At 61.0% G+C, this 14,237-nt stretch carries 15 protein-coding genes; 1 reads left to right on the top strand and 14 read right to left on the bottom strand.

What is annotated here, in order from left to right; translation table 11 throughout:
- Positions 1–115: 115 nt before the first annotated feature.
- From TU81_RS14810 to TU81_RS14755, 12 genes are all read right to left on the bottom strand, one after another.
- A complete protein-coding gene (locus tag TU81_RS14810; RefSeq protein ID WP_048395814.1) occupies positions 116–709 on the bottom strand; it encodes a nucleotidyltransferase family protein in 594 nt (197 codons plus the stop codon).
- Positions 706–1,689 (bottom strand): XdhC family protein, encoded by a 984-nt coding sequence (locus TU81_RS14805; protein ID WP_038982084.1) that lies wholly within the window; start codon positions 1,687–1,689, stop codon positions 706–708. Before TU81_RS14805 ends, TU81_RS14810 begins: the two co-directional genes overlap by 4 nt.
- Positions 1,689–4,019, bottom strand: coding sequence for a xanthine dehydrogenase family protein molybdopterin-binding subunit (locus TU81_RS14800; RefSeq protein ID WP_048395812.1), 2,331 nt, complete (start codon positions 4,017–4,019; stop codon positions 1,689–1,691). Before TU81_RS14800 ends, TU81_RS14805 begins: the two co-directional genes overlap by 1 nt.
- The gene (locus tag TU81_RS14795) at positions 4,016–4,486 is read right to left on the bottom strand and encodes a (2Fe-2S)-binding protein (RefSeq protein WP_048395810.1); all 471 of its coding nucleotides are present in this window, start codon (positions 4,484–4,486) and stop codon (positions 4,016–4,018) included. Before TU81_RS14795 ends, TU81_RS14800 begins: the two co-directional genes overlap by 4 nt.
- 236 nt (positions 4,487–4,722) lie before the next feature.
- On the bottom strand, positions 4,723–5,742 hold the full coding sequence (gene murB, locus TU81_RS14790; protein ID WP_048395808.1) for a UDP-N-acetylmuramate dehydrogenase: 1,020 nt from the start codon (positions 5,740–5,742) through the stop codon (positions 4,723–4,725).
- Entirely contained in the window at positions 5,739–6,203 is a 465-nt protein-coding gene (locus TU81_RS14785) for a low molecular weight protein-tyrosine-phosphatase (protein ID WP_048395806.1), read from the bottom strand. Before TU81_RS14785 ends, murB begins: the two co-directional genes overlap by 4 nt.
- A complete protein-coding gene (gene kdsB / locus TU81_RS14780) occupies positions 6,203–6,967 on the bottom strand; it encodes a 3-deoxy-manno-octulosonate cytidylyltransferase (protein ID WP_048395804.1) in 765 nt (254 codons plus the stop codon). The genes TU81_RS14785 and kdsB overlap by 1 nt, the downstream gene beginning before the upstream one ends.
- Entirely contained in the window at positions 6,964–7,149 is a 186-nt protein-coding gene (locus TU81_RS14775) for a Trm112 family protein (protein WP_003174668.1), read from the bottom strand. Before TU81_RS14775 ends, kdsB begins: the two co-directional genes overlap by 4 nt.
- 25 nt (positions 7,150–7,174) lie before the next feature.
- Entirely contained in the window at positions 7,175–8,185 is a 1,011-nt protein-coding gene (lpxK, locus tag TU81_RS14770; protein WP_048395801.1) for a tetraacyldisaccharide 4'-kinase, read from the bottom strand.
- Positions 8,185–8,613 (bottom strand): ExbD/TolR family protein, encoded by a 429-nt coding sequence (locus TU81_RS14765; protein ID WP_007904055.1) that lies wholly within the window; start codon positions 8,611–8,613, stop codon positions 8,185–8,187. Before TU81_RS14765 ends, lpxK begins: the two co-directional genes overlap by 1 nt.
- Complete coding sequence (locus tag TU81_RS14760; protein ID WP_008067747.1) at positions 8,610–9,245, bottom strand: MotA/TolQ/ExbB proton channel family protein; 636 nt, start codon at positions 9,243–9,245, stop codon at positions 8,610–8,612. The genes TU81_RS14765 and TU81_RS14760 overlap by 4 nt, the downstream gene beginning before the upstream one ends.
- 96 nt (positions 9,246–9,341) lie before the next feature.
- Positions 9,342–11,576, bottom strand: coding sequence for a DNA internalization-related competence protein ComEC/Rec2 (locus tag TU81_RS14755; RefSeq protein ID WP_048395799.1), 2,235 nt, complete (start codon positions 11,574–11,576; stop codon positions 9,342–9,344).
- Positions 11,577–11,712: 136 nt separating this feature from the next.
- Here TU81_RS14755 and TU81_RS14750 point away from each other — a divergent pair, with 136 nt between their 5' ends.
- Positions 11,713–12,228, top strand: a complete 516-nt coding sequence (locus TU81_RS14750; protein ID WP_038982076.1) for a DUF2062 domain-containing protein — start codon at positions 11,713–11,715, stop codon at positions 12,226–12,228.
- Between the two features lie 172 nt (positions 12,229–12,400).
- Here TU81_RS14750 and TU81_RS14745 read toward each other — a convergent pair whose 3' ends face one another.
- Positions 12,401–13,180, bottom strand: a complete 780-nt coding sequence (locus TU81_RS14745; protein WP_048395797.1) for an ABC transporter permease — start codon at positions 13,178–13,180, stop codon at positions 12,401–12,403.
- Complete coding sequence (locus tag TU81_RS14740; RefSeq protein WP_038982074.1) at positions 13,177–14,109, bottom strand: ABC transporter ATP-binding protein; 933 nt, start codon at positions 14,107–14,109, stop codon at positions 13,177–13,179. The genes TU81_RS14745 and TU81_RS14740 overlap by 4 nt, the downstream gene beginning before the upstream one ends.
- Between the last annotated feature and the right edge of the window lie 128 nt (positions 14,110–14,237).

Below are 14,237 nucleotides of genomic sequence, written 5' to 3'. Positions count from 1 at the left end.
CCGCGTTACCGTTCATCGCGGGCAAGCCACGCTCCCACAGGTTTTGTGTCGTTCAGGAGAAATTATGCTCAACACAAAACCTGTGGGAGCGTGGCTTGCCCGCGATGGCGGTGTGTCAGGCAAATACTAATGCATCAGGCACATCCACATCCCACAACACCCCGGGATCCTCTACCGCCACTTCGACCACCCTCGCTTGCGCGAACAGCGACTTGGCGCCGTGATCACCGGTCAACGCCATCAACCCTGGACCAAAGCTTCGCCCAAACCCCACCGGATGCCCATATTGCCTCTCATACACCGGCACGCTGATGGCATCCTCGGCGATATTCGCAACAACCTGTTCAATGCTCGACGGCAGGATAAACGGCATATCCCCCAGGACGATCAGCCAGCCACCGAGTTGCGAGCACGCCGCCACACCCGCCGCAATGCTGTCGCCCAGGCCGGTCGACTCAATCCGCACAATCTCGCAACCATAAGCCTGGGCCATGCGAATCACTTGCGGGCGATCCGCCGTGGTCACCAGCACGCGCTTCTCAAGCGTGGCCGGCAGATTCACCAGCACCTGCTCGATCATCGAATGCACAGTGACGCCGTCACGACCTGTGCAGTCCACCAGCAACTTGTCCTTATCGTCACCCGCTACTTGTCGAAACCGACTGCCCTGCCCCGCGGCCACTACGATAACGCCGATGGGGTCGCTCATACGCCCTCCTGCAACGGCTTCTTCTGTTTCAGTTCGACGCCGTTCTTGATCGCCACAATTTCGGCCAGCAGCGACAAGGCGATTTCCGCCGGTGTATGGCTGCCGATGTGCAAACCGATCGGGCCGTGCAAGCGCTCGATGGCCTGTTGTGACAAGCCTAGCTGAGCCAGGTTGTCCCGGCGCTTCTGGCTGTTGACCCGCGAACCCAGCGCACCGACATAAAACGCCTTGGAGTCCAGGGCCGTGAGCAGCGCCATGTCATCCAGGCGTGGATCGTGAGTCAGCGCGACAATGGCCGTGCGCTCGTCGGTCTGGATGGTCAGCACCGCTTCATCGGGCATGCCCGGGACGAAGCGACCGTGTTGCTCTTCCCAGCCGTAGACGAACTCGGTGCGCGGATCGCAGATCAGCACTTCGAAATCCAGCAGCCGCGCCATCTCGGCGACGTAGCGCGACAGTTGGCCGGCGCCGATCAGCAACAACCGCCAGCGCGGACCATAAATGGCGCGTAAGGTCTGCCCGTCAAACACCAGCGCATCGGTCTTGCTCGCTGGCTGCAAAACCACTTCACCGGTCGCCAGATTCAGCTCACGCGCAACGATTTCATGCGCTTCGCAGCGCGTCAGCAATTCGGCGACCCACGCCGGATCGCCGACGCGTTCCTCGGTCAGGCGCAACGTGCCGCCGCACGGCAAACCAAACCGTGCGGCCTCCTCACGGGTGACGCCATAGGTAATCAACTGCACCGGTGGCCCTTCGGCCGGGATACGGCCATCGTGCAGCCGGGCAATCAGGTCATCCTCGACGCAGCCACCGGACACCGAGCCAATCACCACGCCGTCTTCACGCAAGGCCAGCATGGCGCCAGGTGCCCGGGGCGCGGTGCCCCAGGTCTGGACCACGCTGTACAACATCACCCGCTGACCGGCGAGGCGCCATTGCAGCACGCTGCGCAGGACGTTCAGATCGACGCTGTCCATCAGGCTTGCGCCTTCTGCCAGCCTTGCAGCTGATAACGCACCGGCAGGTTACGGATGCGCTTGCCGGTGGCGGCGAAGATCGCGTTGCACAGCGCTGGCGCAATCGGCGGCACGCCCGGCTCACCGACTCCGCCCAACGGCACATCGCCCGGTGGCGTAACCAGGTGCACGGAGACTTCTTTCGGTGCCAGAGACATGCGCGCCACCTCGTACATGTGGAAATTGTCCTGCTGAACCTTGCCGTCCTTGAAACTGATTTCCCCCAGCACCGCGTTGCCCAGGCCCATGACGCAGGCGCCTTCGAACTGCGAGCGAATCCGTTCGGGGTTGATCTGCGGGCCGCAATCCACGGCGATGTCGGCCTTGTGTACGATCAGCGTGCCATCGTCTTTGACTTCCACCTCGATCACCGCCGCCACATAAGTGACAAAACTATAGTGCACCGCCAGGCCCAAGCCTCGACCCTTGGGCAACTCACGCCCCCAACCGGCCGCTTTGGCGGCGGTTTCCAGCACGGTGCGCATCCGTGCGGTATCGATCGGGTAACGCTCGGGGGATTCACCGTAGTTCCACTCTTCACTCAAGGTGCGCGGATCGATCTGACGATCCGGGCCGAGCAGTTTGATCTGGTACTTGAGCGGATCCTGGCCAGCCTTGTGGGCAAGTTCATCGACAAAGCTCTGAATCGCAAAGCCGTGGGGAATGTTCGACACCGAGCGATACCAGCCGACCCGTGTATGGACCGTCGCTTCAGGGTTTTCCAGGCGCACGTTGGGGATCGCGTAAGCCATGTTGGTAAAGCCCATGCCCAGCTCGAAAGCCGCTTCATGGTTCATGCCCGGCGCGAACAGCGCGGTGATGCTCGGCGCCACCGTGCGGTGCAGCCAGCCGGATGGCAGGCCGTCCTTGTTCAGGCTGGCCTTCAGGTACTCGGCCGACACGGTGTGGAAATAGGAATTGTGGATGTCGTCTTCACGGGTCCATTGCACCCGTACGGCTTTACCCGGGAATTCCTTGGCCAGGATCGCCGCTTCGATGATGAAGTCCGGCTTGGATTTGCGACCGAAACCGCCGCCGAGCAAGGTGACGTTGAGCGTGACGTTATCGAATGGAATGCCGAGGCGCTCGCCAATCCGTTCGCGGCTGACTTGCGGAGCCTGGCTTGGGGCCCAGGCTTCGCACACGCCATCCTTGAAACGGGCGATGGCGACCATCGGCTCCATTGGCGATTGCGCCAGGTGGGGCAGGTAGTAAGAGGCTTCGAGAGTGCTGTCGGCGCCGCTCATGGCCTGGTCGATGCTGCCGGTATTGCGCACCACTTTGCCGGGTTTTAGGGACGCGGCTTCGAGCTCCTTGCGGTAGGCGATCGAGTCGTAACTGGCGTTGGGGCCGTCGTCCCATTCGATTTTCAGCGCCTCGCGGCCCTTGATCGCCGCCCAGGTATTGCTGGCCACCACGGCCACGCCGCCCAGAGGCTGAAACTCGGACGGCAATGGACGGCTTTCGACTTGCAGAACCTTGATCACGCCCGGGACTTTCATCGCGGCGCTGGCATCGAAGGATTTGACCTTGCCGCCATACACCGTTGGACGCGCGATGGTAGCGAAGAGCATGCCCTCGAAATGCACATCGGCGCCGTAGACCGCACGACCATTGACGATGTCCGCACCGTCGATGGCCTTGGTGCCTTCCTTGCCTATATAACGAAATTCCGATGGCTGCTTAAGCCGCAGGCTGTCGCGGGCCGGCACCGCCAGTGCACCGGCAGCAGCGGCCAACGCGCCGTAGCCCAGTTCACGACCGGTCGGTTGGTGAATGACTTTATGCAGTTGCGCACGGCACTCGCTGACCGGCACTTTCCACTGCGCCGCGGCGGCTTGCTCAAGCATGGTCCGCGCGGCAGCACCGCAACGGCGCATCGGCTCGTACCAGTGACGCATGCTGCGCGAACCGTCGGTGTCCTGGTTGCCGAAACGCACTTCGTCGCCCGGTGCCTGTTGCACTTTGACCAGCGCCCAGTCGGCGTCCAGCTCATCGGCCACCACCATGGTCAGGCTGGTGCGCACGCCCTGGCCCATTTCCGAGCGGTTGCAGACCACGGTCACGCTGCCATCGGCGGCGATGCTGACGTAAACCTTAGGATCATCGATCCAGCCATTGGGCATGCCGTCAGCGCCGAACTTCTTGTCTTTCTCGGCGGCAAGCGCATCCTGCCAGCCCCAGCTTGCCGCCAGAACCAGCGCACTGGTGGCGCCCACGCCTTTGAGGAAACCACGGCGGCTGAGGTTGCTCAGATTGCTCAGCGCAAAATCATTCGGTAGCTGGCTCATGCCTTGGCCTCCTTCAGGTGGGTGGATGCCTGGCGGATGGCGGTCTTGATCCGGTTGTAGGTGCCACAACGGCAAATGTTACCGACCATCGCCTCTTCAATCTGCTCGTCGCTGGGGTTCGGATTGGTTTTCAGCAATGCCGTGGCCGACATGATCTGCCCGCCCTGGCAGTAACCGCACTGAGCCACCGCGCTGTCGAGCCAGGCTTGCTGGACGACTTTGCCAACCGGGTCGGCGTGCAGGTTATCGATGGTGGTGACATTCTGGCCGATTACCGAGCCGATCGGCGTGATGCAACTGCGCGCAGGCGCGCCGTCGATATGAATGGTGCAGGCGCCACACAGGCCCATGCCGCAGCCAAATTTGGTGCCGTTGTAACCGGCCACGTCACGGATCGCCCAGAGCAGCGGCATGTCCTCGGTGACATCGAGTTGATGATCTTGACCATTGAGTTTCAGGGTAATCATGGGCACGCCCGCATAGTTATAGAGGTTATGGGGTCGAGCAATCTGCCGCGTGGGTTCCTTCACGCAGATCGACTCAGGCTAATAGGCTCTCTTATGCGGACGGCGACGTCTGCACCGGGCCTTTGGTGGAGCAAATGCTTGCATCGTTAGGCAGCTAAGTTAACCCAGCATTAACAAAAAAGCCCTGCACATTTGAAGATGTGCAGGGCTTTGGAATCAGCCGTGAAAGCGTAGCCTCAATACCGATTGGGCTCCATTTCCAGGTCGACGTGGAAACGTTCTGAAATGTCTTTTTGAATGCGTTGCGCCAGGTTCAGCAATTGCAGGCCCGTTGCGGTGCCGTAGTTGACCAGCACCAGCGCCTGTAATTTATGCACACCGGCATCACCGTCGCGAAAGCCTTTCCAGCCGGCCCGTTCGATCAGCCAGCCCGCCGCCAGTTTCATTTGCCCGTCAGGTTGCGCGTAGGCCACCAGCTCCGGGTATTGCTCCTTGAGTTGCGCTACCAATGTCGCCGGCACCAAGGGGTTCTTGAAGAAACTGCCGGCATTGCCGAGCACCGCAGGGTCCGGGAGTTTTTCGTTGCGAATGCTGCAAATGGCCTGACTGACATCGGTAGGCGTCGGGTGATCGATGCCCAGCAATGTCAGGCGCTGGCGAACCGGCCCGTATTCCAGGTGCAGGTGCGCGGTGCGATTGAGGGTGAAACGCACCCGCAGGATCAACCAGCGCCCCGGCTCCTGTTTGAACAGGCTGTCACGGTAGGCGAAGTTGCACTCGGTCAGCGTGAAGTCCCGCAGCTCACCGGTCTGGCGATCGAGGGCCGTCAGGCCGGCAAACACGTCTTTTATCTCGACGCCATAAGCGCCGATGTTCTGCATCGGTGCCGCGCCCACAGTGCCGGGAATCAGGCTGAGATTTTCCAGCCCCGACAACCCTTGCGCCAAGGTGTGTTGCACAAACGGATGCCACGGCTCGCCCGCCTCGGCCTCGATCACCACCTGGTTGCCATCATCGCTCAGTACACGAATCCCCCGCGTGGCCATGCGCAGCACCAGTGCCTGGACATCAGCGGTCAGCAGCAAATTGCTGCCGCCGCCGATCACCAGCACGGGCACATTATGTTCCACCCCATAGGCCAGGGCTTCGCGCACGTCGGCATCGCTATGGGCTTCGGCAAACAGCCGGGCCTGAACATCCACGCCAAAGCTGTTGAACGGCTTGAGCGATACCTGAGCTTGTATCTGCAAACTCATAACCGGCCCTTCAATTCGATCACCAGCAGATCGCTGGCGCGCTCGATCAGGTCCAGGACCTGTTCGAAACCCTGGTCGCTGTCGTGATAAGGATCCGGCACTTCATCGATTTCCGACTGGAAGCGACGCAGGAACAGGTCCAACTCGGCCTTGCCCTTGGCTGGTTGCAGAGCCTTGAGGTGGCGCAGGTTGCTGTTGTCCATCGCCAGAATCAGGTCGTAGGTGGCGAAATCGGCGCGGCTGACCTGCTGAGCGCGCTGGGCGGACAGGTCGTAGCCGCGCAGTTTCGCCGCGGCCTGGCTGCGCTTGTCCGGGGGCTTGCCGACGTGCCAGTCACCGGTGCCGGCAGAAGCCACTTCGACTTGATCGGCCAGCCCGGCCTCACGCAGTTTGTGCCGCAACACGCCTTCGGCCGTGGGGGAACGGCAGATGTTGCCCAGGCAGACGAACAGAACCCGCATCAGGCCTCCAGCAAGCGACGAACGCGCTCGAGGTCTTCAATGGTATCGACGCCGGTAGGTGGCGCGATCAGCGCATCGGCGACGTGAATCCGCACGCCGTGCCAGAGCGCCCGAAGTTGCTCCAGAGACTCGGTATTTTCCAGCCAGCACGGGCCCCAGGTGACGAAGTCATGCAGGAAGCCGGCGCGATAGGCATAAATGCCGATGTGGCGGCGATACGGCACACCTTCCGGCAACTGCTCGCGGTTTTTGGCAAACGCGTCGCGAGCCCACGGCAAGGTGGCACGACTGAACGTCAGCGCCAGGCCATTGAGGTCGCTGACCACCTTGACCACGTTGGGGTTGAACAGGGTTTCCACGTCTTCGATCGGCTCGGCCAGGGTGGCCATGCGTGCTTCGGTGTGGGCGGCCAGGTTGGCGGCGACCTGATCGATCACGCTCGGCGGAATCAACGGCTCGTCGCCCTGAACGTTGACCACGATGGCGTCCGGGGCCAGACCCAGTTTCGCCGCGACTTCGGCCAGACGGTCAGTGCCGGAATTGTGGTCTTCGCGCGTCAGCACCACTTCGGCACCAAAGCCTTTGCAGGCCTCGACAATGCGCGCATCGTCAGTGGCAACGACCACGCGCTGGGCACTGCTTTTGCTCGCCTGCTCCCAGACATGCTGGATCATCGGCTTGCCGGCGATCAGCAGCAGAGGTTTGCCCGGCAGACGGGTGGAGGCATAGCGCGATGGAATGACAACGGTAAAGGCTGTGGTCATTTATCCAGACGCTCGTCGGTGGTCAGGGTGCGCGCTTCACTTTCGAGCATCACCGGGATGCCGTCGCGAATCGGGTATGCGAGGCCAGCGCCCTTGCTGATCAGCTCGGTTTTGTCGGCGCTGAGCTTGAGCGGACCTTTGCAGATCGGGCAAGCGAGGATATCGAGCAATTTGGTGTCCATGAACATTCCCTGGATAGAAACGGAGTTAAGGCAAAAGACGAGCCGGCAACAGGCGTATCAGCTGCGTGTCGAACCAGGCCACGAAGGCCGGCGATGGCGCAGCATCGACCGCCAGGTACCACCAATCGGCGGCGGCGAAGGCACGGCACTTCACCGCGTCTTTTTCCGTCATCACCACGGGCAATGACGGTGTGAAATTCAAGGCCTGCACGCTGTACTCGGCGTGGTCGGCAAATGCATGCGGCACTGGCCGCCAGTGTAGCGTTTCGAGGGTCGTGAAGAAACGCTGGGGATTGCCGATCCCGGCCACGGCGTGAATGGCCTGGCCTGCGGAAAAGTGGTCGAGAGGCCGGCGTTCGCCGCTTTGCAGATTGACCAGCGCGGTGGGTTGCAGCTGAAAGGCAAAACCGTCGATGCGGTCGGCCGCGGCGCCGTTATAAAGCACTGCATCGACGCTTTGCAGGCGCTCGATCGGTTCGCGCAACGGCCCGGCTGGCAGGCAACGCTGGTTGCCCAGACCCCGGGCGGCATCGATCAGCACCAGTTCCAGGTGCCGGGCCAGCCGGTAATGCTGCATGCCGTCGTCGGAGAGGATCAGGTCCAGCGGCTCGCTCGCCAGCAAGGCTTTGACCGCGCGGCTGCGGTCCGGGTCGATCATCAGCGGCACGCCGGTGCGCTGGACGATCAACAACGGTTCATCGCCCGCCACGTCCGCGCCTTGATCCGCCTTGACCCGCCACGGCAATTGCGCAGGTTTGGCACCGTAACCACGGCTGACCACGCCGACTCGCAGCCCGCTGCGCTGGCAATGCTCGATCATCCACAGAATCAGCGGCGTCTTGCCGGTACCGCCCACTGTGATGTTGCCGACCACGATCAGCGGCACCGGCGGCTGATAGATCTCGCCCTCGCCCGCCAAAAAGCGCTTGCGCTTGCCGGTAACCACGCGCCGATACAGCCATTCCAGAGGCTGCAACAGCTTCAACGCCGGATGGCCTTCGTACCACGCAGCGAGCAATCGATCGGACATGGCCATCAGGACGCCGGCGCCGCCTCGACTGTGGTCATGCGCAAGTGACTGAAACCGAGCTTGCCAGCAGCGTCCATCGCGGTGATGACGGACTGATGAGGCGTCTTGCCATCAGCGCTGATGGACAGCGGCAGGTTGGTATCGCCATTGGATTCTTTCTGCAGCGCTTCCATCAGGCTGGTCAGGTCGTTCTTCGGTAACAACTGGTTGTTTACGGAGAACACACCTTCGGCGCTGATGGCGATGTCCAGTTGCTTGGCCTGCTGGTCCTCGGCCGGGGAACCGCTGACCGCTTCCGGCAAGTCGACGCGCAACTGGGTTTCACGGGTGAAGGTGGTGGTCACAACGAAAAACAGCAGCAGGATAAACACCACGTCGATCAACGACGCGAGGTTGATGTCTATCGTTTCCCGTGGTTTACGACGGAATTTCACGCTTTGCCCTCAGCCAGATCCACGTCGCGGTCACCCTGCACTACCTCGACCAGCTTGATCGCTTCCTGCTCCATGCCCACCACCAGCTCATCGATGCGGCGTTGCAGGAAACGGTGGAAGAACACGGCCGGAATGCCGACCATCAGGCCTGCGGCGGTGGTGATCAGCGCTTTGGAAATACCACCGGCCAGCACTGAGGCGTTGGTGCCCATGCCCGTGCCCATGAACGCACTGAAAATATCGATCATGCCCAGCACCGTACCCAGCAACCCCAACAACGGGGCCATGGCGGCGATGGTGCCGAGGGCGTTGATGTAGCGTTCGAGTTCATGAATCACCCGCGCAGCGGCCTCTTCGATGCACTCTTTCATGATCTCGCGACCATGCCTGGAGTTCGCCAGACCGGCGGCCAGGATCTCGCCCAACGGAGAGTTGGCGCGCAGTTCCTTGAGTTTTTCTTTATTGAGCTGTTTGTCCTTGATCCAGACCCAGACCTGCCCGAGCAAGTGCTCCGGAGTCACGCGGCTGGCACGCAGGGTCCAGAGACGCTCGGCGACGATCGCCATGGCGGCGATGGAACTCAGAATGATCGGCAGCATCATCCAGCCGCCGGATTTGACCAATTCCCACACAGTGACAGTCCCCTCGAAAAGTGCGCCACTCTAACATAGGGGGTGGACGCACCGAAGACCGCGATGTCGCATCCGGTCGGGCTTCGATAGTTCGGGTTACTGGCTGGATGGTGGCGGACCGCGCCAGAAGCGCCGTTCTTGAAGCATCGTCCACGGCGGCTTGAAGCGTCCCAGTTGCAGACGAATGGCACCTTGCTCGGCGCTGTCGTAGATCGCCACACCACGTTTTTGATACCGCGCCACGACCGTGGGATGAGGATGACCGAAAGAATTGCCGTTACCACGGGAGATCAATACCGCTTTGGGTTGCAAGGCGCTGAGCAATGCCACCGAAGAAGAACTGCGACTGCCATGGTGCGGAGCCTGCAACCAATCTGTCGGCACCGCCAATGGACCGTCGAGCAGCGCCCGCTCGGCTGCGGCATCGATGTCACCGGTCAGCAGCAACCGCTCGCCGTTGGCCTCGATCTGCAACACGCAGGATTTCTGATTACTGTCGCTGGCAGACGACCACTGCCAGAGTTGAAACTTCACGCCGTCCCAGGCCCATTGCTGACCGCTCTCGCAGCCCTCGGCGTGCAGTTCGTCTGGCAGGGCCAGATGATCGCCACTCAGTATTTGCTTCACCGGTATTCCATTGGCAATTGCTCGCGCACCGCCGGCGTGATCGGCATCGGCATGGCTGATCAGCATCAGATCAAGCCCATTCACCCCCAGTTTGCGCAATGACGGCAGCACCACTCGCTCACCCAGGTCGATATCGCCGAACCGTGGCCCGGCGTCATACAGCAAGGTGTGATGGCGAGTACGCACCAGGATTGCCAAACCCTGACCGACATCCAGCTGCCAGACCTCGGCCATGCCTTCAGGCAATGTGTGCCGGGGCGCAAAAACCAGTAACAGCAACATCGGCCAGCCCAACGGGCGCAACGGCACGCCTCGTGGCAATAACAGCAGAAAGGCTCCCAACATACCGAGCGCCCATATCCACAACGGGACCGCCACCGGTACCCACGCAGACAATTGCCCGGCCATCAACGCCAACCCCTTGAACAAAAGATCGATCAGACCACCGGCCAACCACAGCAATCCTTCGCTCACATAAGGAACAGGCAACAACATCGTCCCAAGCAAGGCCGGCGGCAGGACCACCAGACTGACCCAGGGCACCGCCAGCAAATTGGCCAGCGGCCCGCTGAGACTGATCGGCAACCCCAGCGCCAACAGCAGCGGGCAGAGACCGATCGCGATCAGCCATTGAGCGCGAGTCCAGGTTTGCCACCAGCGCCACGGCCCCAATCGCCCGCCAAAGGTGAAAATCAGCACCGCCACCGCCGCAAAGGACAACCAGAAACCCGGTTGCAGGCTCGCCAGCGGGTCCAGCAGCAAAACACCGTCAAACGCCAGCAACAGCGGCCACCATGCGCCAAGGTGACGAAACCGTAGTCGCCACAACAGCACCAGACCGATCATCAGGCAGGCCCGCCGCACAGGCACCTCGAAGCCGGCCAGCAGCCCATAACCGAGCGCCGCCGCGAACGCCATTCCACACGCCCATGGCAGCCACGGCAAGCGCTTGGGCCATAAGCCATAACGCGCCAACCCGGCAATCAGCAGATACACCACGCCCGCCAGCAAACCGATGTGCTGCCCGGAAATCACCAATAGATGCACGGTGCCGGTGTTTTGCAGCACCTGCCAGTCCTCACGACTCAACCCGGCGCCATCCCCTAGCACCAACGCCGTCAGCGCACCCGTTCGTCCTTGAGCATCCACGGCCTGCAAACGCTGACGGATGCCGTCACGCCAGGCCCACTGCGCCTCCCTCAGGCGCTGGCCATCCTTGACGGTTCCGGTGGCGCCGATGTGCCGGGCCAGTAACCAGGCGTCGTAATCGAACCCATGCGGGTTGAGCAACCCGACAGGACGCTTCAATTTGACGGCCAGCCGCCAATGCTCGCCGCTATTAACGGGCGGCCCGCCATACCAGGCCAGGCGCAGGTGCCGAGGCAGTCTGGTGCGACGTGATTGACTGTCCGTCAGTTCGAAACGCACTACGCCCTCGGCCTGCTGCGGTAACCCGGTCACACGACCTTCGACCCAGCGAGTCTCGCCATCGAGATTCAGCGCCAGGCGATCATTCAGCGCCCACTGTGCATTCGCACCCGCCCAACTGAAACCGAACAGAAAAAATGCCAAGGGAAAAGTTCGAAACGGCAACAACATCAAACCCACTACCGGCAACAACAGCCACAACCCTGCCGGCGGTAATACCGGTAAAAAACGCAGGGCCAGCAAACCCAACGCCAGCGCCATCATCCCTGTGCGCATATGCCCGTCCTTGAGAGTCCCCGCCCTAGGCTTAGCCGGTTCGCCGCACGTCCGTCGTTATCAATTGTCACAAAGTCTGAATGGGCGGTTCGTAGAATCCAGACATACTTGCCGCCTGAACCGACCGAGAAGCCTTATGCCCCGGCGCTTATTCAAACGTTACATGCCAGACCCGACCAGCATCAGGGAACACAAATCCTTACGCTTTCTCGGCACCCTGCTGCATGACCCGAACCTCTGGCACCTCAATCGCCACTCCGTCGCGCGGGCGATGGCGGTCGGTCTGTTCGCGGCGTTCTTGCCGATTCCATTGCAAATGCTGGTGGCGGCGTTCCTGGCCATCATCGCGCGCGGCAACATGCCAATTGCCGTCAGCCTGGTCTGGCTGACCAACCCGATCACAATGCCGGCGGTGTTCTTCTGCACTTACCAGACCGGTGCCTGGCTGATGGACGTCCCCGCCCGCAGCCTGCCGGATGCGCTGACGTGGGAATGGATCAGCGGCGAAATTTCGACGCTGTGGCAACCGTTTTTGCTTGGCTCGGTGGTCACGGGGTTGGTGCTGGGTGCCCTCGCCTATTGCCTGGTGATGATGTATTGGCGCTGGTGGGTGAGTCGGCAGTGGAAGCGGCGTAAGAAAAGTCGAATGTGAGAATGTAAAACGGCCTCCGCTTGGGAGGCCGTTTCTTTTTGTGGTGTTTGTGCTGACGCCTTCGCGAGCAAGCCCGCTCCCACATTAATTCGCGGGCGTTCACAAATAATGTGTTCGCAGCAGATCCAGTGTGGGAGCGGGCTTGCTCGCGAAGCAGGCGACTCGGTCTTCCTTAGGTACGCATCCCGCGCCCACTCACCAGCAACCGCGCACAACCGATATACAGCACAACGGTCGCAATGAGCATGAAGGTGATCGCCACGCTGATCCTGATATCCGACACACCGAGGATGCCGTAACGGAAGGCGTTGACCATGTGCAGCACCGGGTTGGCCAGTGACACGGTCTGCCAGAACGGGGGCAGCAAACTGATCGAGTAGAACACCCCGCCCAGGTACGTCAGCGGCGTCAGCACGAACGTCGGGATGATCGAGATATCATCGAAATTGCGCGCAAATACCGCGTTGATGAAACCCAGCAGCGAGAAGATCGTCGCCGTCAGCACCACCACCAGAACGGTCACGCCCAGGTGATGCACCTGCAACTCGGTGAAGAACAGCGACAGCAGGGTCACGATGAGCCCGACCATCAAGCCACGCAGCACGCCACCCAGGGTGTAGCCGATCAGAATCGTATGCGGCGACACGGGCGACACCATCAATTCTTCGATGGAGCGCTGGAACTTGCTGCCAAAGAAACTCGACACCACGTTGCCGTAGGAGTTGGTGATCACCGACATCATGATCAGCCCCGGCACGATGTACTCCATATAAGTGAAGCCACCCATGTCGCCGATCTGCCGACCGATCAGGTTACCGAAGATCACGAAGTACAGAACCATGGTGATGGCCGGCGGCAGCAAGGTCTGCGGCCAGATTCGGGTGAAGCGCTTGACCTCACGGTAAACGATGGTATTGAGGGCAACGAGGTTGGGTTGCAGCTCGGAACTCATACCGCCACCTTCGACAGATTCTTCTCCACCAGGGACACGAACAACTCCTCGAGGCGATTGGTTTTGTTACGCAGGCTCAACACTTCGATGTTCTGCTGCGCCAATTGAGTGAACAGCGCGGTAATGCCCATGGCCTTGTCGACCTGGACTTCCAGGGTATGACTGTCGATCAGTTTGGCCGGGTAACCGAGCAACTGCGGTGCCACTTGCAAGGTGTTCTTCATATCCAGCAGGAAGGTTTCGACATGCAGTTGGCTGAGCAACTGTTTCATGCTGGTGTTCTCGACAATGGTGCCGTGGTCGATGATGCCGATGTTGCGGCACAACTGCTCAGCCTCCTCCAGGTAGTGGGTGGTGAGGATGATGGTGATGCCTTTCTTGTTCAGTTCGGTGAGGAAGGTCCACATCGAACGACGCAATTCGATGTCCACCCCCGCCGTCGGTTCGTCGAGGATCAGCAGGCGCGGTTCGTGAACCAGCGCACGGGCGATCATCAGTCGGCGCTTCATGCCGCCGGACAGGGAGCGCGACGGCACATCGCGCTTGTCCCACAGACCCAGTTGGGTCAGGTACTGCTCGGCGCGTTCCTTGGCGATTTTCGGCGGAATGCCGTAGTAACCGGCCTGGGTCACGACGATGTCGAAGGTTTTTTCGAACTGGTTGAAGTTGAATTCCTGGGGCACCACGCCGATGGAGCGCTTGAGCTGCGCAGGGTTCTTGTCCAGGTCATGACCAAAGATATTCACCGTTCCGCTGGTCTTGTTCACCAGGGTCGAGAGAATGCCGATGGTCGTGGATTTGCCGGCGCCATTGGGGCCGAGCAAGGCGAAAAAGTCACCTTCGGCGACATCCAGATCGATACCACTCAAGGCCTGGAAACCGTTGCCGTAGGTTTTGGTTAGCTGCCGGATGGACAGAGCGGAACTCATATCGGATTTACGCACCAAGAAGGGAAGAAAGGAATAAATAAGGGCGGGCGGCGAGCAATGCAACCGCGGCGCATGAGCGCAATGGTGCTTGTCGCTGCCGCACAAGTACAGTCAAGCGTGTCGATAGT

It is taken from the genome of Pseudomonas lini (genome assembly GCF_001042905.1).
Classification (GTDB): Bacteria; Pseudomonadota; Gammaproteobacteria; order Pseudomonadales; family Pseudomonadaceae; genus Aquipseudomonas; species Aquipseudomonas lini.
This window is presented reverse-complemented; position numbering and strand designations above follow the sequence as displayed.